The sequence below is a fragment of the Actinoalloteichus caeruleus genome, assembly GCF_049311605.1.
Classification (GTDB): Bacteria; Actinomycetota; Actinomycetes; order Mycobacteriales; family Pseudonocardiaceae; genus Actinoalloteichus_B; species Actinoalloteichus_B caeruleus.
This window is the reverse complement of sequence record NZ_CP186005.1, coordinates 3,064,794-3,085,686: the sequence shown is the minus strand read 5'-3', so window position 1 is coordinate 3,085,686 and position 20,893 is coordinate 3,064,794. Positions and strand designations below refer to the sequence as shown.

Annotated in this window: 11 protein-coding genes and 1 pseudogene; 3 read left to right on the top strand and 9 right to left on the bottom strand. The window is 69.6% G+C overall.

Features of this window, described 5'->3' with window-relative positions:
• Positions 1 to 7: 7 nt before the first annotated feature.
• Complete coding sequence (fxlM, locus tag ACOJVX_RS12510; protein WP_422647558.1) at positions 8 to 2,083, top strand: methyltransferase, FxLD system; 2,076 nt, start codon at positions 8 to 10, stop codon at positions 2,081 to 2,083.
• Positions 2,084 to 2,088: 5 nt separating this feature from the next.
• A complete protein-coding gene (locus tag ACOJVX_RS12505) occupies positions 2,089 to 3,186 on the top strand; it encodes a hypothetical protein (RefSeq protein ID WP_422647557.1) in 1,098 nt (365 codons plus the stop codon).
• A 438-nt stretch (positions 3,187 to 3,624) separates the two neighbouring features.
• Here ACOJVX_RS12505 and ACOJVX_RS12500 read toward each other — a convergent pair whose 3' ends face one another.
• The 8 genes and pseudogenes from ACOJVX_RS12500 to ACOJVX_RS12465 form a co-directional block, all read right to left on the bottom strand.
• Positions 3,625 to 3,999: a hypothetical protein gene (locus ACOJVX_RS12500; protein WP_418155369.1), complete on the bottom strand. Its 375-nt coding sequence runs from the start codon at positions 3,997 to 3,999 to the stop codon at positions 3,625 to 3,627.
• A gap of 95 nt (positions 4,000 to 4,094) precedes the next feature.
• Positions 4,095 to 4,361: pseudogene (locus tag ACOJVX_RS12495) on the bottom strand (recombinase family protein); the annotation flags it as partial.
• Between the two features lie 195 nt (positions 4,362 to 4,556).
• Positions 4,557 to 6,074 carry a C25 family cysteine peptidase gene (locus ACOJVX_RS12490; protein ID WP_422647556.1) on the bottom strand — a complete coding sequence of 506 codons (1,518 nt, stop codon included), beginning with the start codon at positions 6,072 to 6,074 and terminating at the stop codon, positions 4,557 to 4,559.
• A 367-nt stretch (positions 6,075 to 6,441) separates the two neighbouring features.
• Positions 6,442 to 7,764: a hypothetical protein gene (locus tag ACOJVX_RS12485; RefSeq protein WP_422647555.1), complete on the bottom strand. Its 1,323-nt coding sequence runs from the start codon at positions 7,762 to 7,764 to the stop codon at positions 6,442 to 6,444.
• 60 nt (positions 7,765 to 7,824) lie between these two features.
• Positions 7,825 to 8,298: a hypothetical protein gene (locus tag ACOJVX_RS12480; RefSeq protein WP_418155344.1), complete on the bottom strand. Its 474-nt coding sequence runs from the start codon at positions 8,296 to 8,298 to the stop codon at positions 7,825 to 7,827.
• Entirely contained in the window at positions 8,288 to 12,304 is a 4,017-nt protein-coding gene (locus tag ACOJVX_RS12475) for a discoidin domain-containing protein (protein WP_422647554.1), read from the bottom strand. Before ACOJVX_RS12475 ends, ACOJVX_RS12480 begins: the two co-directional genes overlap by 11 nt.
• Before the next feature lie 39 nt (positions 12,305 to 12,343).
• Positions 12,344 to 14,533 (bottom strand): hypothetical protein, encoded by a 2,190-nt coding sequence (locus ACOJVX_RS12470; RefSeq protein ID WP_422647553.1) that lies wholly within the window; start codon positions 14,531 to 14,533, stop codon positions 12,344 to 12,346.
• A gap of 6 nt (positions 14,534 to 14,539) precedes the next feature.
• Positions 14,540 to 17,320: a DUF6603 domain-containing protein gene (locus tag ACOJVX_RS12465; protein ID WP_422647552.1), complete on the bottom strand. Its 2,781-nt coding sequence runs from the start codon at positions 17,318 to 17,320 to the stop codon at positions 14,540 to 14,542.
• 468 nt (positions 17,321 to 17,788) lie between these two features.
• Between ACOJVX_RS12465 and ACOJVX_RS12460 the strand changes: the two genes are divergently transcribed.
• Positions 17,789 to 19,018 (top strand): hypothetical protein, encoded by a 1,230-nt coding sequence (locus tag ACOJVX_RS12460; protein WP_418153354.1) that lies wholly within the window; start codon positions 17,789 to 17,791, stop codon positions 19,016 to 19,018.
• Positions 19,019 to 19,589: 571 nt separating this feature from the next.
• On the opposite strand, the gene ACOJVX_RS12455 is transcribed toward ACOJVX_RS12460, so the two are convergent.
• Entirely contained in the window at positions 19,590 to 20,891 is a 1,302-nt protein-coding gene (locus tag ACOJVX_RS12455) for an MFS transporter (protein ID WP_422647551.1), read from the bottom strand.
• Positions 20,892 to 20,893 lie beyond the last annotated feature (2 nt).

Below are 20,893 nucleotides of genomic sequence, written 5' to 3'. Positions count from 1 at the left end.
CGCGCCGATGCCGCCGGACAGCCGCTGGCACCACTACCTGGTCGAGTTCGCCGACCCACCCACCGCCGAGCACATCGCCGCGACCCTGCTCGCACCCGCTCTCGACCAGGCTCAGCGAGCTGATGAGCTTGACACGTGGTGGCACCTGCGCAAGACGCCCGCGTGGCGGTGGCGCTATCGGCCCCTCAAACCCGACACGACCGTCGTCGACACGCTGCTGGCGGAGTTGGAGCACGACGGGTGGGTCACCCGGTGGACCCGCGGAATCTACGAACCCGAAGCCCTTGCCTTCGGTGGTCCGGCCGGGATGGACCTCGCGCACACGCTGTTCCACCACGACAGCCGCCACTGCCTCACCCGCACCGCCACGCCAGCCGCCCTCGGCCACCGGGAAACCACGGTCGTACTGTTCAGCGCGATGCTGCGCGCCGCCGGCTTGGACTGGTTCGAGCAGGGCGACGTCTGGGCCAGGGTGGCTGCCCTCCGGCCCGCCCATGTCCACGCGGATGTGCGGCGCACCGAACGATGGAGCCAGGCCGTTCGGCGGTTGATGACCACGGACCCGCACAGAATCCCCGAACTGGTAACTCGGGCGTGGTGGACGGCGTTCGACACCGCCGGCCGCCAGCTCGCCGGCCTCGCCCGGGACGGGCTCCTCAACAGGGGCCTGCGCGCGGTCCTGACCCACCACTTCCTCTTCCACGCCAACCGCGCCGGCCTCTCTGGACCGGACCAGGCCACCCTGGCGGCGCTGGCCGTGGACGCCGTCTTCCACCGAACGCCTCCCCGGCAGGCACCAGCCGGGACCACCACCACCGTTAGGGTTCCCGCGATGACAACCACTGTCCGTGACACCTCCCCCGACTCCGCTGACGCCCTGCGCGCCCAGCTCACCGACCGCCTGACCACAGCCGGCACCCTCCGCACCACCACGATCGAAGCGGCATTCCGGCAGGTGCCCCGTCACCTGTTCCTGCCCACTGTCGAGCTGGCCGAGGCCTACGCCGACGAGCCCGTCTACACCAAGCACGACCACGACGGCACCCGCATCAGCGCCGCATCCCAACCCACGATCGTCGCTATGATGCTCGAACAACTCGCCATCCAACCCGGCGAACGGCTGTTGGAGATCGGCGCGGCCACCGGGTACAACGCCGCGCTCATGGCCACCCTCACCGGCGAGACCGGCCAGGTCACCACGATCGACATCGACGCCGACCTCGTCGCCGGCGCCCGCGAACACCTCGCCGCCGCAGGCATGACCAACGTCGTAGCCGTCACCGCCGACGGCGCCCTCGGCCACCCCGAGACCGCCCCGTTCGACCGGATCATCGCCACCGTCGGCGCCCACGACATCCCCACCGCCTGGCTCGACCAGCTCGCACCCGGCGGACGCCTGGTGGTTCCGGTGCGCCTGCGCGGCTGCGCCTCGCGCAGCATCGCCTTCGAACGCGACCAGCACGGCTGGATCAGCCGGGGTAGCGAGATGGCGGTCTTCATGCCCCTGCGGGGACTCGGCGACGACGCCCGCCGGGTTCTCGACCTCACCGACACCGGCGAGGTGACACTGCAAACCCACCGGGACAACGACCACGCCACCCACCCCGACGCCCTCACCGGGGTCCTGGAGAGCCCGGCCCGCGCGGTCTGGACCGGGGTGCACTTCGTGCCCAGGGAGTCCTTCGAGTGGCTGGACCTGTGGCTGGCCTGCCACTTGCCCAACCCCCTGATGCGCATGGAGGTCGCCCCGGCCGCCAGGGACAGCGGCCTGGTCCGGCCGATGTTCCCCACCGTCGCGATGGCCACCACCACCGCCGACGGCAGCCTCGCCTACCTCACCCTCCGTCCCGCCGACCCCGGCCCGGACGGCGGCCGGCGGTACGAGGTCGGGGTCCTCGGTCACGGCCCCAGCGGGCAGGACCTCGCCGAGCACGTCGGGAGCGAGATCACGACCTGGGATCAGGGCTTCCGCTCGTGCCCGGTCCGCTTCGCCATCCCGGACGCATCACCCCAGCCGTCCAGCACGCCTGGCCGGGTGGTGCTGGAACGTCCGACCAGGCCCATGACCGTCACCTGGGAGTGACGGTCATGGACCCCGCTGGGGCCTTCGCCCGTCGTTTCCCCCTCGTTGCCCGCATCCGCCCGGCCTGCGTCCCGCTGGCCCGGCGGGTGGCCGGGCTGTGCGAGCGAGCCCGTGAGGCCACCCGTAGCGCCGATCTCACCGAGGCGGCCGCGGTGCACAACCAGGCAGCGCTCGTCGCCTCCGACTGCGGACTCCCCGACCTGGCCCGGCGATGGTGCCACCAGCAGGTGAACCTCTACCTCCGCGCCCGCCCGCTGGACGAGCGGGAAACCCGCCTGGCCCTCGAACCGATCACCAACCTCGTTCGCCTTCACATCCGAGAAGGGCACGGCGAGCGGGCGTTCGCGCTGATCGACGCCCTGTTCACCACGGTCTCCGCCCGCGTCGAGGCAGACGTGGACGGCATCGGAATCCCCGCCGACCTCACCGACTCCCCGGAGGTCCACGAGGAGATCCGACGCTGGTTGTGGACGGTTCTGCTGGCGACCGGGGCACGTGCACTGGCCACCGCCGGACGGTGGGACGAAGCCCGCGCGCAGCTGGAACGCTACAAGGGCATCGGGCGTCGGATGCTCGACGGCCGCCAGGTCGCGATCATCGCCCACGCCGTCGACGGTGACACCGACGGTGCCCTCGCGCTGCTGGCGGACACGGCCCCAGGAGAACCCTGGGAGAACGCCGTCACCGCCTGCCTCACCATCCAGTGCCGCGGCGCCACCAACAGTCCCGACCTGGACACGCTCCTCACCCGGTACCAGGCCCTCGACAGGTCGTCACCCAGCCTCGCGGTGTTCCACACCCGCCTGGGCTTGTCGTTCCTCGACGCGCTCGGCGGCACCGACAACCCTCACGCACGGCACCTCGCCGCCGACCTGATCGACCACGCGGTCCGCAGCCGCGACGGAAACGTCGCCCGCGACATCCTCCGGCACAGCGACTGCCACGACCTGCTCACCGAATCCCAGGAGAACGACCTCACCTGCCTGGTCGAGGTGTGCGGGCTGGACAGTGGCACGATGCCCCCGGAAGCTCTGGCCGATCTGACCACCGCCCTTGCCCACGCTGAAGACGTCATCGCGAGGGCCCGCGCCTCACGCCGTTAGGACCACGCCCTCAGGAGCCACGCTGAGCTGACTGTCCGACTGTCCCACCTGCGGTCCGGTGCCGGAGGAGCGTCTTCACTCCTTCACTAGACCCCCGCCAACTTCAGGTAAACAGCAGCACCGTTCGCTCACCAACTGACAATAGTGTTACCGGTGATCATCCGCAGACGGTCACAGTAACGGCAGGTCAGCGGCGTACACGATGCTGGGAATGTGGTTCTGCTCCCCCCTCGGACACGTACATTATTCACCCGTGGAGAGGTCGTCGCATAGACGGCCTCTTCGTTGTTTTCGTACCGCAGTTCAAGCCGTAGCTCCCGGTACAGCTCAGCCAGCCGGTCCGGCTCCGCCCGCGACAGGGCGGCCCCACGTCACCCAGTGAGTCGATCATGGCGTGGATCTCCGCATCGCTGACCGTCCCAGGCGGTGCCGAGCCGCTCAGCTCGGGCTGCGCGGCGGCACGTTCCGCCTGGGCCTCGTTGATCGGCTCGACCAGGGCAGCCGGGTCGATGCCAGCCGCCACCGCCTCTTGGAAGCGGCGGAGCTTGCCTCCGCCTCGGTGAGACGTCGCCGGGCGCTCTCCCGGTCCTTGGACGTCCTGCCATCGTCCTGGGAGGCGAGCAGGGCGCGCACGGTCCGCTCGACGTTGGTTGGCGCGAACAACCACCCGATCCACCCGTTCACTGCGTCCCTGATGACGTCCTCCCGCACGTACACCGTACGGGGGTGCTCGGCCAGGGCAGCCGATCCGGGGGCGAGGGTGCGCGCGGGACACCGGTAGTACATGCCGTGCCGACGCGGGCTGGCGTCCATCTTCCGCGAGCAGATTCCGCACCGCAGGTGTCTCCGGAAATCGCCGCCCGCACCCTGGCACGCACATGCTGTCGTTCGGACTCGCTCACGCCACCCAGTACGCTCATCAACATCGTGTGGGACGGGTTACGGGGATCAAACCTCCCGCCGAGTTCGGGAACCCAGAGATCGACGCCGTACGCGGCGAACTTCGGCGCGGTCAGGGAGAACTGGTCCCCGAACCAACACCGGGTCCCCTCCCCCACCACCACCGCGTTCCACCGCCGCCCAGGGCTCCTGAGCTCGGCGAGCAACCGAGCCCCCTCGGGCCGTCGTTCCCACGGCACGGACCGGGAGTGCCCGACGTCGAAGAACTGCGCCACGATTCGCCCGCCAAGCGGTTCGACGAAGGTGGTGGCGTTGCCCCGCTGCCAGGCCCGGGAGGTCTCCGGGGCCTGGTTGTCCTCAGGTGGCGCGCCGCTCGCGATGTGGGCGATTCGTGGGGCCGGGGCGGTGCGGATCGCGGCCGACCGACCCCGACCCTTCGTCGCCGCGGCGGCAGCGCCACCGCGTGCCGGTCAGGCGGCTTCGAGTCGTTCGATGGACACGATCGACCCCCGTTGTTCGCGGATGATCAGAACGACGTCGGTGCGCACGGGGGCGGCGGGATTTCGCAGCGTGTGCAGGATGTGCTGGCGCGGTGGTCCTTGTGTGCCTTCCAGCAGGGCGCTGTCGCCCTGCCATACCTCGTCGTAGGTGGACAGCCTGGCGTCTGGAGGGAATCCGTGTTGACGGCCGATCTCCCGCAGGGCAGCCTCCAGCTCCGGGCTGATCCCCGCTTCGGTGGGCACGGGCAGTGCGACCGCGCGTTCCAGAGTTCGGGCGGTGATCAGGGCCTGCCGGCGGCGCTCGGCGGTGGCTGAGCGCGGATCGGTCCCGGCGTCGTGCGGCGGCGCTTCCACTGGTTTGAGGGAGGGGTCGCCGAGGAGGATGTACTGTGCCAGGGTCTTCAGATCTACGGGGTCCAGCGGGGTCTTCTGCTTCGCGTAGTCCTGCCGTGCCTTCAGGGTCGCGTAGCCGCTGGACTGGCCTTTGAGGACTTCGTCGAGGAAGGTGCGGGTGATCAGGTCGGCCTTGGTGCAGAACTGCTTCACGCTGTACGCGATGTTGGTGCTGCCGAAGAACGCCACCGCCCCGTTGTCCAGGTAGGTGGAGCACAGCGGCGTTCCGGGGTTGGTCTTGGTCGAGAACAGTTGCGCCCCGTAGCAGCAGACCGGCGCCAGGATGGTTCCGTAGGTGATGTTCTGCTTGATGTCGTCCGTGGTCAGCGCGACCGGGTACAGCTGGTCCTCGTCGGAGTTCTCGTCCGCTCCGAACCACTCGTCGTGCGCGTAGGCCCCGTGGCAGGCTACGAACTGGGTTCGCGACCCCAGTGGGGTTGGCGGTTTCCAGGGGGTCCCTTCGGGCGGCACGAGGTGAAGCGCGGTCGAATTGCCGAATAGGAACTTCAGGTCCCTTTCTGAACCTTCTTTCCAGACCTTGGCGGAGAGGCCGAAGTAATCCTCGTATTTCTTGCGCGCCGCGGGCGAGGACTGCGCGGCGAGCCCGATGAGCCGTGCCAGGTGTGCGACGTCGTGGCCCCCGGTGAGGTCGGGAAGCCGACCGACGACACGACTGGGGTTGATGTAGTTCTTGGGGTCCCCCGCACCTGCGGCGTAGGTGGTTTCAGAAGCATAGGGCAGGTCGCTGGGGACGGCGGGTTCCGAATCCTCGGCGATGTAGGGGTTCTTCAGTGCCTGGTGCGGGATGACGTCGTGACTGCCGAGGATCATGAGGTAGTCAGGCTTGGCGGAGTGGTGGATCGCGTCGATGGTGTCCTTGTTCTGTTTCTCGTCCGTCTCGCTGGTCACGACCGGGGCGTGGTGCTGGTCCATGTCGGCCTTGTCGCTGACGTCCACCACCGTGGTCGTCAGCCCCCGATCCTTGTCAGCCTTGATCAGCGCGGCGACCTCCTTCTTGACCGACTTGATCGCGGATTCCGTGTACCCCTTGTGCGAGAGAGCCGAATAGTTCGTGACGATTACCTTCGTAGCCATAACACCCCTTCCTAGTTCAAGAGCCATGTCGACCGGGATTGACACCGGCAGGTGCCGCGACTTCGACACATCAACCACCGTGGGGCAGCGGTAGAGCCCCGGAGTTCAGGAGGTGACCCCGGCAGGCCGGCCAGGGATTGTTCGCATCGTTGTTTCCGAATTTTGGCACCTCGCGGCGAGCCGCACCGCTTAACCGTATCGGGCGACCACCGAGGTTGACGCCGACGCACTCCGCACTACCGCCGACGGCTCCGCAGATCGGACACCAATACGTCGATCTTCCCCGGCAACCAGTTCAGCGAACAATGCAACTCCACCCGGGGGAAACTCCCCCCGACTGCGACACCTTCGGGCATGGCGCCAGTGCTCACAATTCGCGCCCTCGAACCCAAATTTTCCCTTCATATACGGACAGATTTCCGCGTGTCACGGCGCAGGACTGCCAGAAATTGCTCAGACCGTAGACGTCCAGGTCTTTCTTGACGGCGAGATTGTGTTCCGCAACCAGACTACTGTTAACTTTCGCACCATTATTGACGATTAGGTAACCAACCGTCGCGCCTTCCTTGTTCAGGACGACGTCGTTGGCTGACCCGGCCTCACCGGAGGGGTGCACGTGGAACGGGCCGTTCACCGTGAGGGTCCCGTTCGTCACGGTCACGTCCTTCTTGGCCTCGATCGGGCCGTGGACGGTCAAGGTCCCGTTCGACATGGTCAGGTCCTTCTTGGCCTCGATCGGGCCGTGGACCTGCAGCACGCCGCTGACGACGACGGAGCTTCCGGACATCGTCACCTTCCTGTACGCGTGGAGCTCGCCTTTGGCGGACAGGAGCCCGATGCACGTGAGGTGGCCGTGGACCTCCGCGAAGCCTTCCACGATGACGTTCTGGTCCACCTCGAGGGAGCCGACCTTGATGTTCGGCCGGTTCACCGTGACATGGGTCGTCTGGTAATGGTCCTGGCTGTTGATGGTGGCCTTGAGGGTGAAGTTGGTGTTGTTCTCCAGGCCCTCCCTCAGGGTCCACGTCCCCCCTGGAGCCACGAGGCTGGCCGCGCGGTCCACCCCCTGCCGGTCGCGGTAGTACATCGTGTACTGGGCGTTCTTCGAACCTTCCCAGTGCAACGTCACCGGTTCGCCTTTGTTGAACACGGTCCGGGAGGGGCGGAAGCTGTGGAAGTGGAACGCGTCGTCCCCTTTGATGGCCTTGACCGCGCCGACGCGTTGCTGCACGGCGCCGCTCGCGACCGCGGAGTGTTCCTCGATGGTGATGGCCACGGTGCCGATCGCGCCGTTGACCTCGATGTCGGACAGGGTGAATCCGACTTCCCAACTGCCGTCGAACTGCGCGGGCACGGTGCAGACGCAGTCGAACACCACCTCGTTGGGATCCGTGCTCGTCTTCACGATCTGCCACCGGCCACGCAGACCCGGGCCGGTGGGTGGCTGGGTCACGGAGGTCGCGATCCCGCCCGGGTCGGTGGTGAGTGCGGTGGCACGGCGGCCGGTGGGGATGCGGATGACGATCTTCTGGCAGGTGACCGGCCCGTGGTGGGGGTTCCGCAGGTGTTTGCCGAACCGGAAGGACAGCCGACCGTATTCGGCCTCGGCGAACGTGCTCACCCGCAGCGGGTCCGGGCTGGTCTCGACCGAGGGGAGGAGGAGATTGGCACCTTCAAGGACGAGGGGCATGACCGACCTCCACGGGATGTGAGGGACAAGGGTGTGATGGACCGGCGACGAGGTGGTTGGTCAGGGCGTGGGGACGCGCAAGGTGACTGGCACCGTCCCCGTTCGGGTGGCGAAATCGCTGGTCGCGGTGGCGGTGACCTCGGTGACCTCCACTGTGTCCGCCACGGGCGCGTCGAGTTCGATGGTGACGGTGACCGACCAGGTCCCGTCGAAGGAGGCGGTGTCCTCCGGCACGCAGTCCACGACGACCCGGGCGGGGTCGGTGGTGTTGGCCACGGTCCACCACCGTCGGCCCTGGTCGCGTCCGCTGACGGGAGTGAGGCTGGTGTGGACGGAGATCGGTTCACTGCTCGTCCGGGTGAACCCCACATCGAAGGCGACGCTGACCCGGGTGCAGCGGATGGGCCACTCCGCCTGTTTGCCGTGTCCCTCACCGAGGGGCAGGCGCACGCTGGTGAAGCCGGTGGGCACGCCCTTCGGACTGGGGGTGACGTCCAGGTGGTAGGTCAGCAGCGGGGTGAGGTCAGCGCGCATCAGGGTCGGCCTTCCGTGGGGTGGAGGGAGGCGCCGGGTGCAGTTGGAGGTAGCCGGCGCGGGCGGCGGGGGCCGGTTCGTCGGGGCTGGCCTCGTCGCCGACGGCCAGGATGGGCATCTCGTCCCAGATGAGCGGGTCCCGAAGTCCCATGCTGGTGGGCTCGGACCAGTGCCAGGTGCCGTGCCAGGCAGCGGGGCGGGGCATGAGGATGCCGCCGGTCGCGGGGCTGGTGATGACATCGAACTGGCGGATGGCCATCCTCCAGTCCTGGGAACCCGTGAGCCGCAACCGCAGGTGGCGAGTCGACACCGGGGAGTCGGGGACGTGGCGGAACTCCAGCGTCTCCAGCGCGAGGTGCGACGGTTTGCCGAAGGATGCCCACTCATCCCAGGTGACGGCGTCGGTGGAGGCTTCCAGTACGCAGTCCGGTGGGGCGAACCCGGCCTTGGAGTCCCCCAGGTACACCTCGACCCGGCGAATCGTGGTGGTGGCGCCCAGGTCGAGCTGGACCCATTCGTCCGGCCTGGCCCACTTCTCGCTCCAGTAGAAGCTGGACAGGGTGCCGTCGATCATCGCGGTGGGTGGATGGCCGGGGGTGTGCCCCAGCGAGGTCGTGACGGTGATGTGGTCGGCGCGGGTGGAAGCCAACACCGGGTTCAGCCGGAACGAGGCGCGGATCCGGCTCAGCGCCTGGTGGGTGAGGTCGGCGTCGAGGGTCAGGCCGGTGACGGGCAGGATGTCCGTGGTGGCGTGCACCGTGGTGTGCGGGCAGGCCAGCAGGGTGAGGTGATGGGTGACCGGGCTGTCGGCCGGGCGCGCGGGCACTCGGAGGCCGGCGCCGGTGCCGATGGGCACGACGTAGCCGCCGGTGCCGCTGACCGGGTCCACCGCGTGCAGGCGCCGGTAGTCGGTGGGGTGGCCGGGTTCGGTGGCGGCGAAGTAGCCGATGAGGCCGTCGGCCAGCCGGTCCGGGTCCCCCAGGCGAACGGTCCACCGGTGGTCGGTGTAGTCCGGGGCGGGTGGGGTGAGGACCCGGTCCCAGGTGGAGTCGGTCAGGGCCGGGCCGAGCAGCTCGATGCCCAGGCTGGCGCGGAGCAGCGCGACGGGACGCCCGAGGAGGCGGGTGGGGTTGCGGTCCTCCACCGGGGAGGGGTCACCGATGTGGTCCAGGGCTTGGTCGATGGTGTTCATGAGGTCGGTGAAGGCCCCGTGGGGGTGACCGAGCAGGGCGGTGGCGAACCCGGCGAGGTCGGGGTGGGCTGCGGCGAACTCGGGCTGGCTGGGGTGGCGGTAGGGGGCGTGGGGCAGCGCGTTCCACGCGGTGGCCCGGGTGGTCTTGGTGCCGGTGACCGTGGTGACCACCCGGAGTTCGCCGAGTGCTTCGCCGTCGGGGGCGTAGACGAGCAGGGTCTGGTCGAGGTGGTTGACCAGTAGCCAGCCCGCGACCGGTGTGCTGGTGGCCGGGGTGTCGCCGCCCTGGGCGGGCAGGGGGTCGAAGGCCAGCCGGGCGTTGTGCAGCAGGCGCGGGGGGACTTGCAGGAACCGCTGCGGGCCGGGTGCGGCGTCGAACGGTGGTGCGTCGGGGGTGACGCTGGCCGCTCGGATGGGCGTGAACTGCGTGGGTTGGGACTGTTCCGGCGCGACCTTGCGCAGGACCTGGCCGAAGCGGTCGATGATGCGCAGGTCGGTGACGTAGAACTGGCCGGCGCGCACGGGTTGGAAACGGTGCTGTCGGGGGTCGCCGGCGCCGTCGGGCACGTGGTTGCTCTCCCCGACCATCGACAGGATGGTCGGGTCGGTGGTCAGTCGGGCGGTGCCGTCGTGGTGGAGCAGCCAGTCGTGGAAGCCGTCCAGGGTCTGGGACAGGATCCGCAGGTCGTGGAGACGTTCCCGCAGGGACTCCAGCCCCGCCGCGGTGGCGGCGGGGGCGGTGGCCAGCTCGCGGCGTAGTTGTTCTCGCAGCACGTAGGTGAACGCGGGGGTCAGGAACGACTGGCCGGCGAACACCGTCCAGCGCCGGCCGCCCTCACCGTCGCCGGCGGCGGCCCCGGTGCCCTGCCAACGGTAGCGGTCGCCGTCGAAGTCCCAGTGCGCGCTGGTGCCCGTCTGGTAGGGGGTGGCGCAGTACTTGATCTTCCACTGCAGGTACATCGGCTGCCAGGGTTGCCGCCACACCCGGGTGTACTCGGGGAAGCCACCCGCGGTGTGGGTCTCGGGGTGGGCGACGATGCCGTGGAGCGCGGTCGTCCCACCGGCGGCCGGGGTGCGGGCCGCGGTGTCCAGCATCGCGAACTCGGCGAGCAGGGCCGAGCACACCTCCGGCAGCCCGTCGAGGGTGGGCACCGGTGCGGACTTCTCGGGTCCCACCCACTTGTTGTTGATCTTGACCTTGGTCAGCAGGGTCGAGGGCGTTCGGCACAGCAGGGGGTCGTCCCCGTCCCGGCCCAACGGATCGGTGGTGCCGGTGTTGGACAGCACCAACACCGGGTCCGTCGGGCGGTAGTAGTCGCGGCGGGTGGACCGGGTGAGCTCCAGGGTCTCCGGCAGCTGGTGGTGGTGGGCGAACTGGGCGGTGGCTCGGTCCAGGGCCTCGGGGTCGCCCGCGTGCGGGATCCGTCCCGCCAGGTCGGCGACCTCCTTCCGACGTGCCGCCACCGATGCGCGGAGCTCGTCGATCTTCTTCTGCCACACCTTGTCGTCCCAGGTGTAACCGTGTGGGCGTTGGTTGGGGGGCAGGTTCCGCAGCCACCACAAGGTCCACAGCCGCCACTGGGCGGCGGTCAGCATCGGCAGTGCCGCGTCGTAGGCGGCCTGGTCGGCGTTGAGCTGGTCCACCCACGGCGGTTGCGGGGGCGGGGGCTGTTGGGGGTCACGCTGCTCGCTGGGCCGGGAGACCACCTGCCAGACGTGGCCGCCCTCCCGGCGGCTGAACCAGGACTGGTGGGTCAGCTCCGCGAGGTCGATCGGGCCGTCGGCGGTGTCCAACTCGTGCAGCTTGCCCTGGAACAGGGCGTTGACCACCTCCCCGGTACGTGCGGAGCGGGTCTGTTGGGCGGCCATCGCTGCGGCGGCGTCGGCGATGCTGTGCCCGACCGCGACCTTGATGCCGGCGGGGTCAGGCCGTTCCGACGGCGGGTGGTCGCCTTCGCGCTGCCAGGGGATCGGCAGCGCCGTGCCGGCGTAGCGGGTGCGGACCACGCGGGACACCTCGCCGGGACAGGTCCAGCCCAGGGCGTCCAGGACGGTGTTGATGTCGGGGTTGGGGATGTTCTCCGGTAGGAGGCCGGGGATGGCGTTGTTCCGGGCGTGGACCAGGATGTCGGCTTGGTCGTCGGAGTACCAGCCGATGACGGCATAGCTGAGATCGGTGTCCGGGGCCGGGCTGTGCGGCGTCGGTCGCAGATCGTCCAGGGTGTCGTGGAAGGCGAAGACGTTCTGGTGGTAGGGCTCGAAGGCGGCGAAGGCCGGCAGCCCGGGGCCGACCGCGGTGAGGAACGGCGGGGTCGGGGGTGTGGGTTCTCGCCACGCCCCGTCGGCGAGGGGGTGCGCTCGCCCCAGGTGGTCCAGTGTTGGCGCCGATGCGTGGGGATCGAGGTAGGGGTTGCTGCCCTGCTTCGCGGGTGTGGCGGTGTCGCGGGATTCCAGGTAGTCACCGTGCACGACCCAGCCGGTGGCCTGGCGTCGGCCGTTGAGGGAGTGGTAGCGCACGACCAGCCACCGGTTGGGCACCAGCGGGAACTGGCTCTGCCCGGTGTCGGGGTGCACGAACCCGTCGGTCAGCGCTTCCGGTAGCCGCCACTGCACGTGCACACCCTCGAACCCCGGATCGTTGGTGACGTCCTGCCGGTTCTGGTAGGGCGGTGGCTCGCCGCTGGCCCGGTAGTCCTCGTGGAGCATCAGGAACAGCGACGGGCTCCAGCGTTCGAACGTCTGGAACTTCCGCACCTTGTAGTTGACCAGCAGGGCGTGCACCTCGATCGGGACGACGAGGTCGGTGTCCTCCATCAGCTCTCCCGGGAACCAGCAGCAGGATCAGGTGGTCGGTCAGGGGTGGGTGAGGCGTTGCTCGACCGGCGCGTTGACGAGTTGCAGCGCGAACTGGCCAGGTGACAGGTCGGACAGCCCGAACTGGGCGGCGAGGTCGGAGACCAGGCCGCCGGGGCCCCGCAGTTGGAGCACGTCCGGGGTGCCCTGGTCGACGTTTCGGAGATAGGCGGAGAACACCGTGCCCGTGCCCTGGGCGGGGAAGTCGCGTCCCAGCGAGACGCCCAGGTCCTTTCCGGGGGTGACACTCCGCAGGCCGATGACGTCGGCGCTGTCGATGCCGAAGTGGATGCCCTGCCCGGGTTCGCGGATCACGATCTCGTCGGGAACCGCGTCGAACAGGCACAGCAGCACGTCCGGGGCGAGGCGATCACGCCGCAGCTCGGTGACCGCGCGGCCGTCCTCCCTGGTGGCGAGCAGGTCGAACACCGGCCACGCCCGCACCAGCCGCGAACGCACCACGATCCCCGCCACCGGGGAGGTTCCGGTGCGTCGGTGGTCGACGTCCTGCCGGAAGGTGGTGTTGATCCGCGCGTCCAGCGAGGTGTGCACCCCGACATCCCGGGCTCCCGCCAGCAGGGCGTCCACCCAGGCCGGGTCCACCCGGAACATCCGCAGTGACTCCGGCGGCAGCATCCCCGGGTGGGGTACCAGGTAGCGGAACGGCACCCGGCGCAGCAGCACGAGCTCGTCGAGCCACCCCGGCGCGGTCTCGGTGCGCCGGGAGACCGCACCCCGCAGCAGGTCCTGGTTGCGGGCTTGCTCCAGCCAGGCGCGGGATTCGGCTCGGCTCAGGCGGGACCGCCGGGTCTGCGGGACCGCTCCGGGCACCTGGGGCGCCGCCAGCGCCGCCACCAGCTCGTCACCGAACCCGGTGGCCGCGATCTCGCTGGTCGCGTGACCGGCCGCGGTGTCGGGGTCCAGTCGCTCGCGGGCGGGATCGGCGCCCAGGGCCATCAGGTTCACCGCGAGGGTGGCCGCCTCCCGGCGGGCCCGGGTGGTTTCGGCCGCGTAGTCGGGGTCGGTCAACGCCAGGAGCCGGCCCAGGGTCCACGCGGCGGCGTAGCTGACGTCGAAGACGCCACGCTCGGCGTGGTAGATCAACGCGTGGTCGGCGGTGGTGTGGGGGGTGGGGTGGCGGGGCACGGGTCGCGGAGCGACGGGGGTGAACGGCCCCCGGTACCAGGCGAAGGTCAGTTCCCCGGAGGGGACGCGGTAGACGACCGGCACGTACCCCAGGCGCAGTCGTTCCTGTGCTTCCTCCAACGCCTCGTGGAGTTTGTCGGGCTTCTTGGGGGTGTCGGTCACCAGCCGCAGGGCCAGGTTCTCCGCGTGGCCGCCGACCGCGGGCCTGGCCAGGCCGCGCAGGAGACCTCCGACGTCGAGGTGCCCGGTCGGGTCGCAGGTGAACGACCACGAACGCAGCGCGCACAGCCGCACCGCGCGGGTCCCGGTGGGCAGCCGTCCCGGCGCGAGCCGGTCGTGGAAGCCCTCCAAGGACACCAGGTGCACCGCGTAGGAGCCGGGTGCGCGGGGGAACCGGTTCGCGGTCAGCACGGCGTACTGGCCTTCGGTGAGCACCTCGCCCTCGACCCGCAGCCGTGACAACGGCCGGACGTCCCGCACGTGCGCCAGGTACCGCAGCTCCTCGGCACGCGGCACGGTCCTGGTGAACAGCTCGGCGTCCACGTCGATGGTCTGGCACCGGGTCTGGGCCACCTCGGGGGTGACGGTCAGATCCGGACCCAGCACGGTGTCGTCGTCGGGGCGGCACAGCTTCTCCACGGTCCGGGTGGTGGTCACGCCTCGCCCGTCGGGGTCCTCGTCGAGCTCTCCGGCGCGGAAGACCAGCAGCGCCAGCCAGGGCTCTCGGACGTCGGCTCGGGTGGCGTCCAGTTGCCGTTCCCACGGCAGGATCGCCCGGTCGAGCGTGATGTGCGGCAGGGTCCTGCGGAAATCGCCGGTAGCGCCCGCGTCGGGGTAGGAGGCGTGGACGGAGGAGTCGTCGAGGAGGAACCGCACGGCCCGGATCTCGTAGGCCTGCTCCACCGCGGGCAGCGGGTCGGCGCTGGTGATGTCCGCGCCCTGCTGCGTCAGGTGCTGCTCGGTGCGGATGGTGTAAACCCCGGCCACGGCCTGGGGCATCAGGTGGTCGGAGAAGGTGACCTGGAGGTCGGATTCGGTTGTCACCGCGACTCACTTCGTCGTCGTGATCGTCATGGGTGGGTCCGTGAACATCGTCGGGGCCATCGCGCCGTAGTGGTCGAGCGTGTCGTCGGCTCCGGGAGGGACGCCCAGGAGTGCCAACGCCTCGTGGAGGCTCGGGCGGTGGTGCTGGGTCCCCTTCGCCCGGATCCCGTTCACGACGTCGGTGATCGTGCCGATGCTGTGGGGGTCGTCCACCGGCTTCGGCCCCACCGGAGTGGGGTCGCGCAGCGGGATGGCGGCGGGTGGTTGACCCTCCACCCCGAGGACGTCCGCGGCGATGGGTCCGAGGTGGGTGCCCCAGCGCGGGGGCGGGACCTCGAAGCGCAGTCCGGCTCCTCGGTCGGTGAGCAGCGTCCTCTCGCCGTCCCCGCCGGTGTCGGTGAGCGCGTCCTCCGCTCTCGCCAGCGGCTCTCCCCACAGGGCTCGCGGCATGCCCCGGGTGACGGCGGTGACGGTCCAGCCGTGCTTCCTCACGTCGAAGGCGGTGCCACCGAGCCGGAGGGTGACCCGGTGTTCGGAGCGGACCCCGGTCCGGCCCATGGGGCGGATGCTGACCGTGTTCCCGTCCTCGCCCCACACCCTGGTCCCGTTGAGGGTGATCGTGGACGCCGGGATCAACGATTCGGTGCTGACCACGAACCCTGCCGAGGACACCAGCAGGGGCTGTCCACTGCTCTGGCGGGCGCGGGCCTCCTCCGGGGCCACATCGGCCAGCAGACCGCGGTAGGGCACGACCGCCAGCGGAGCCGGTAGTTGCGTCCGGAACTCCGCCCACCCGACGGTCAGCGCGGTGTCCCGACCGGCTCCGAAACCGATGGTGAAGGACACGAACCACACCTTCACCCGAGCGGTTCCGCCGAGCGGCGGCCCCCACAGCTGGAGGGAGACCCCGACCTCCAGCGAGACACGGACCCGGATGAACAGCACCTTGACCGTGGCGGCCACCCCGACGTCCAGGCCCAGCGAGACGTCAAAGGAGAACGGTTTCCAGCGCAGCAGCGCATCCACGTGGGCGACGAACCACGCCTGCAACTGGATTCCGTGGCCCTTGTCGTAGCGGGCTTCCAGGCGGCCCCCGGCCATGAAGGCGTCATCGGTGACCGCCGCGTAGACCTCGCCCCGGATCGTGACGTCCCCCCGGGACCACAGCCATCCCAACCGGGGCGGTCGAGGGTAGTAGGCCGGGACCGGGTAGTCCTTGTGGTAGCCGCCCAGGGTGAACACGAAGCCCTGACCGCCGCCCGTGGCGGTGCGGTCACCACTCCAGATGTACAGCGACAGCCCACCGGTCAATTCGGCGGTCGGGTCCAGGACGTAGGAGCCCGGGGCGACCACCGCGTCCATCGCGAACACGCCGCGGCCGGTGTCGTAGGCTAGTGCCAGGTCCACGATCACCCGCGCCAGGGGCCGCTTCGCCGCCTTGTTGCGAGGCAGGTCCACGGTCACCCGCCCCAGCAGCATCACCTTCCAGCGCGCGCCGCCCTCCACGACCAGCAGTGCGCGAGCGTCCAGGAACCGGAAGCAGTTGAACTCGATGCCGCCCGCGCCCCAGTACTGCCCCTCGTGCGGGGTGATCCACCCGCCTGGTCCGGACAGCTTCGCCAACACCTCGCGGGGCGAGGACGCACCGACGCCGTCGGCCAGTCGCCGCACCAACGGGAACTGCCCGAGCTGGTCGATCGTGGGGACGCGCACCGTGCTGTTGATCCCGAAGCCCACGCAGACGGCGGTCACCGTGAACGCCGGCGGTCCGAACAGTCCCCGGCCCCCGGTACCGGCGAGTTCACCGAGCAGGAACATCGACGACCACCCGGTGCGGCTGCGGGCGTAACTGCCCGCGGCCTCCAGGGCGATCGCACCGGTCTCCACCGTCAACAGCCCGTCGAGGACAGCGGTGAAGTCGGGGTCACCGCGGTACTCCACGGCCCCGGCCACCTTCACCGGTGGCTTGTCCAGCACGACCCCGGCGCCCCGCAGGGTCGGGGTGACCCGGAACCGCGAATCGATCGCGAACCCCAGGCCCAGCAGTGACAGTTCCACCGGGCCGACCGCCAGCAGCGCGTCGAGCGCCACGAACACCCGGCCATCGGTGTAGCTGAGGCTGATCCGCCGCACCCGCACCGGCCCCAGTCCCAGGTCCATCTCCCGGGCCACCACCGACCCCGCCCGGGTCCGAGGCTCGTCGGGCTCGACGGCACGGGCGCCTCTCGAGGTCAGCACCAGGGATTGTGCCGCACCAGCCACCAGCAGGTCCACCACCACTGACACGCCGGCGGCCAGTTCCTGGGGCAGCGCCCCCACCGGCGGTGCGGCACCGGCCCACGCCAGCAACTCGTTGACCACCGCCGTGTGCGCGCTCGTCCAGGCCCGCGACGTGGCGAGGAACCGGAGCCCGGTCGCCCCGAGGTCCCGGTCGGCGGGCACCGCGTCACCCACGACCGGCAGCGACGACGCCCTCGCGTCGAGTCGACCTCCGGCGGCGGCGACCCGGAGCGGGCCTTCCCTGTCGGGTGCCGAGCCGAACATCCAGTCGGTGTGCTCGGTCGTGGCTCTCAGCACCAGGCTCTTCGCCGTGAAGTCGTAGGCCAGGCCCAGCGCGACCACCTCAGGCACCAGGACACCCGGCACGCCGTCGAGATCGAGCCCCAACGCGCGGGCGACCTCGTCCGCCGGCAGGCCCTCATCGGAGCGGAAGGACGCGGCGATCCGGAAGGAATCACCCTGCACGGTCACACGTTCGACGTCGCCCTCGTCCGGCGCTGACTCCATTGTTGACTCCTTGCGCAGAGCGCCGACGGTGCCGGGATGCCGGTCAGCGACGCTAAGGGCTGCCCCGCCCGCCCACAAACCGCACCACCCCCTGATGGGTGAAATCAGCGGGCCACCGGGGCGGCACCGCCGCTGACCGGGTGTCACTGGGATTCCCGTATTAGACCGTCGGCGCTAGGCTGTGCGAACAATTCACCACCCGCCGCCGCCGCGTGTCCCTCACTCTGGTGGCACTATCGCTGCTCCGGGGCGAGCCACCCGCCCCGATCGGGTGATATTCCGTGAGACCGCCGCGTGACGACGCTCAAGTCCACCGGTTTGCGGGCTCGTCGCCGATCTGGTTGGCATCAGTTCCGAGGAACCGGGAACCGCGCGAATCTCCCCGGCGATGCGCGAAGACTCCCGGCCGCTGCGGCGTCAGCACGGGGCGAGGAACTACGCGCTGTCGCCTGTCGACAAGGAGGTAACATGCCCCATTCACTCACCATGGAGGAGACGCGCCCCACCAACGTCGACCACATGTACGCCGCGACTCCCACCGTCAACCGGGACCTCCAGCGCGTGGGGCCCGGTGACCAGCGACAGCCACTGGCCCGTCACCACATCATCCCCTACAACGTGCTGCGGGATTTCTGGAACAAGCTGGTCGAGGAGGAGAAGATCCACCTGACCCACCCGCTGCTCAAGGTGATCCAGTCCAAGCTGGTCGATGGTGTCAACGGCTACAAGATCCTGATGAACCAGGACGATCGCACTGTGGCGGCAGAGGTCTGCGCTGAGGTGATCGAGGGGGCCACCGAGTTCGAATCCGACAGGTGGGAGAATTTCGCACTGGTGTACGCATGGCTACCGGGGAACCTCTTCCTGGGGCCGGACGAGCGGTTCCGCAAAAACCCCGCGACCGATGAGTTCGAGGAACACTGCTCCCCCATCGTGGGGAAACAGGTGTATTCGACCATGCGGTCCGCCTACAACAACATGAAGCAGTACATCAATTCGCCGGACCACCCGGAGCGGTTGGCGAAGGATGCGATCAGCGGCTTCAGGAATTCGGCGTCCACCCTGTCCATCTACCAGCTGAACAAGAACAAGTGGTACCGGGAGGCGCCGCTGCGGAACGACAGGTTCAGGACCTGGGTCATCATCGAGAAGAAACCCCGGTACGCACGAGCGGACATCGACTCGGATCTCGACCTGGAACCGGATGACCAGCCAGGGGGCGGGGGGAGGACGGACCTGAACCCGATCGACGAGATCAGGATCAGCGCCACCAAGGGCATCACGATAAACAGGGTCGAACACTACAAGGACTACTGCCGCGGGTCGGGCGGTGCCGACGACATCAGTCTCGCGGATCTCAGCGCGTGGGCTGAGAAGGAGTTTCACGCCCAGGTGCCCCCGGAGCTCAGGTCAGCGAAGGTGACGCGGCTCCTCGCCGACGTGATCACCCTGCCAGGCAGGACGTGCATGCAGATCACGGCTGCCATCAGCCTCCAGCTCGGCGGTACCAGCGTGGACATGTTCGCGGACTTCATCTGCACCCGGACGAGCGGAGGCGGGACCCAGCCGACTACCAGCTTCGGGCTCAGCGTCAGCATCGCTGTCCCCGTGGGTACTGGCGGCGACAACTGCCTCTGGTTCGACGGCGTCGTCCAGAAAGGCGCGAACCCATCCCGACCCGGCGTGATCGGGGGGTAGGGCCGTGGGCTGTCCAGCCGAGGCCGTCGAGGGGTGTGTTGGGTGGCGGTGCCCGCTGGGGCGTTGTGGCGTCCCCGAGGACATCCTCGACACCGGAGGAGAGGGACGTTCCACTGGTCCTCTCGTTCGCGGTCGAGAACAGGGCGAGCGAGAACCGGGAAGGCGGGGCCTCGATGGCACGTTCGGCACGGTGGGGTCTGGTGCGTATGCCCCGGTGGTGCCGTGCGGCGGTGCGCGTCCTCGTTGTCGGGCCGCCGCGGACGGCCGCGATGACGGCCGCGCGTTCGCCGCGGTCAACGGAACCCCTGGCCGCCACCGCGAGGCGGCACGGGCACTGTCCTCACCCGGCCCTCGCCCCCGGTCGACGGCCCAGGACCGGGCAGTCAAGGACCAGCCGGGTCCCAGGGAGGCCGACTCCCGGCGCGGAGACCTGACAACCGGGCGCTGGTGGCGGACCGACGTCCCAGCGGGCACGGCGGTTCCTCGTGTTCGGATGACCACGGCAGCGGCGCGGCTCCCGAAGGAGGCGCCGGACCGCCGCCCAGCGTCGTTGTCCCTGGTGACCCGGCGCTCAGGCGGCCGGGGGCGTCTCGGTCACCGCCTCCGGCATCTTCCGCAGACGGCTGACCGGCGAGAGGACGAGCCCGACGACGACCGCGGCGGACCCGACCGCGGCCACGACCAGGGCGTTGCGGGCGCCGATCGCGTCCGCGAGCAGACCCGCGCACAGGCCACCCAGCGCCCCACCACCGAAGAGCAGCGTGCGGAAGCAGGCCGTCATGCGTCCCATCATCGACTGCGGAGTGAGGGTCTGCCGCAACGCCACGATGATCACGTTCGCGATGCCCAGCCCGAAGTAGGTGGTGAAGAAGGAGGCGATGAACATGCCGATCATCACCGGTTGGGGTCCGCTCGCGAGGACGATCAGCAGCGGGCCGAGCAGCAGGCCGGTCTGCGCCACGAAGTACGTCGGCCCGACGGGGAAACGCCCGACGACCCGGCGTGACACGACCGCCCCGATCAGACCGCCGATCGAGGCGGTACCGAAGATCAGGCCCAGTGTCGTCGAATCGAGCCCCACCGTGCGCGTGCCGTAGAGCAGGAACATGGTCCAGGTGGTGATCATGGAGAAGTTGCAGCAGAACCCGATGATGGCCAGCCACCGCAGCAGCGGCTTGCCGAACACCCACGCCAGGCCCTCCTTCAGTTCACGGGAGGCGCGTCGTTCGGTGGTCACCTCGGGCTTGGGTTCCCTGGTGCGGATCAGCATCAGGGACACGACCGACAGCAGGTAGGTGCCGGTCTGGGCGAGCAGGGCGATCGGTGCCGTCAACCAGGCCACGACCACGCCCGCGATCCCGGGTCCGGCGACGTCGGCGGTCGACGAGCTGATGCCCATCTTGGAACTCGCCTCGACGTAGTGCTTGGGGCTCTTCACCAGCGTCGGCACGTACGACATCCAACTGAGGTCGAACAGGACCGACGCCACCCCGATGAGGCAGGCGATCACCAACAACGCGGGGACGGTCAGCAGGTCGGTGAGGTGGAGCAGCGGGATGAGGGCGATCAGGGCCATCCTGGCCAGGTTCGACCACAGCATCACCCGCCACCGGCGGACGCGGTCGATCCAGATGCCCAGCAGCAGCGCCAACGCGAGGTAGGGCGCGAGCTGCACGAAACGGAGGACGCCGACCTCGCTGTCGGTCGCGTTGAGGGAGTGGATCGCGGTGAGCGGCAAGGCGAGGATGGTCACCTGGGTGCCGAGCAGGGAGATCGTCTCGCCCACCCAGAACTTCAGGAAGTCCCGGTTGTGCCAGAGGCTTCGGGGCTTCGCCCTGGGCGCCTCGGCCGGGTCGATGTCGGTGACGGACACGG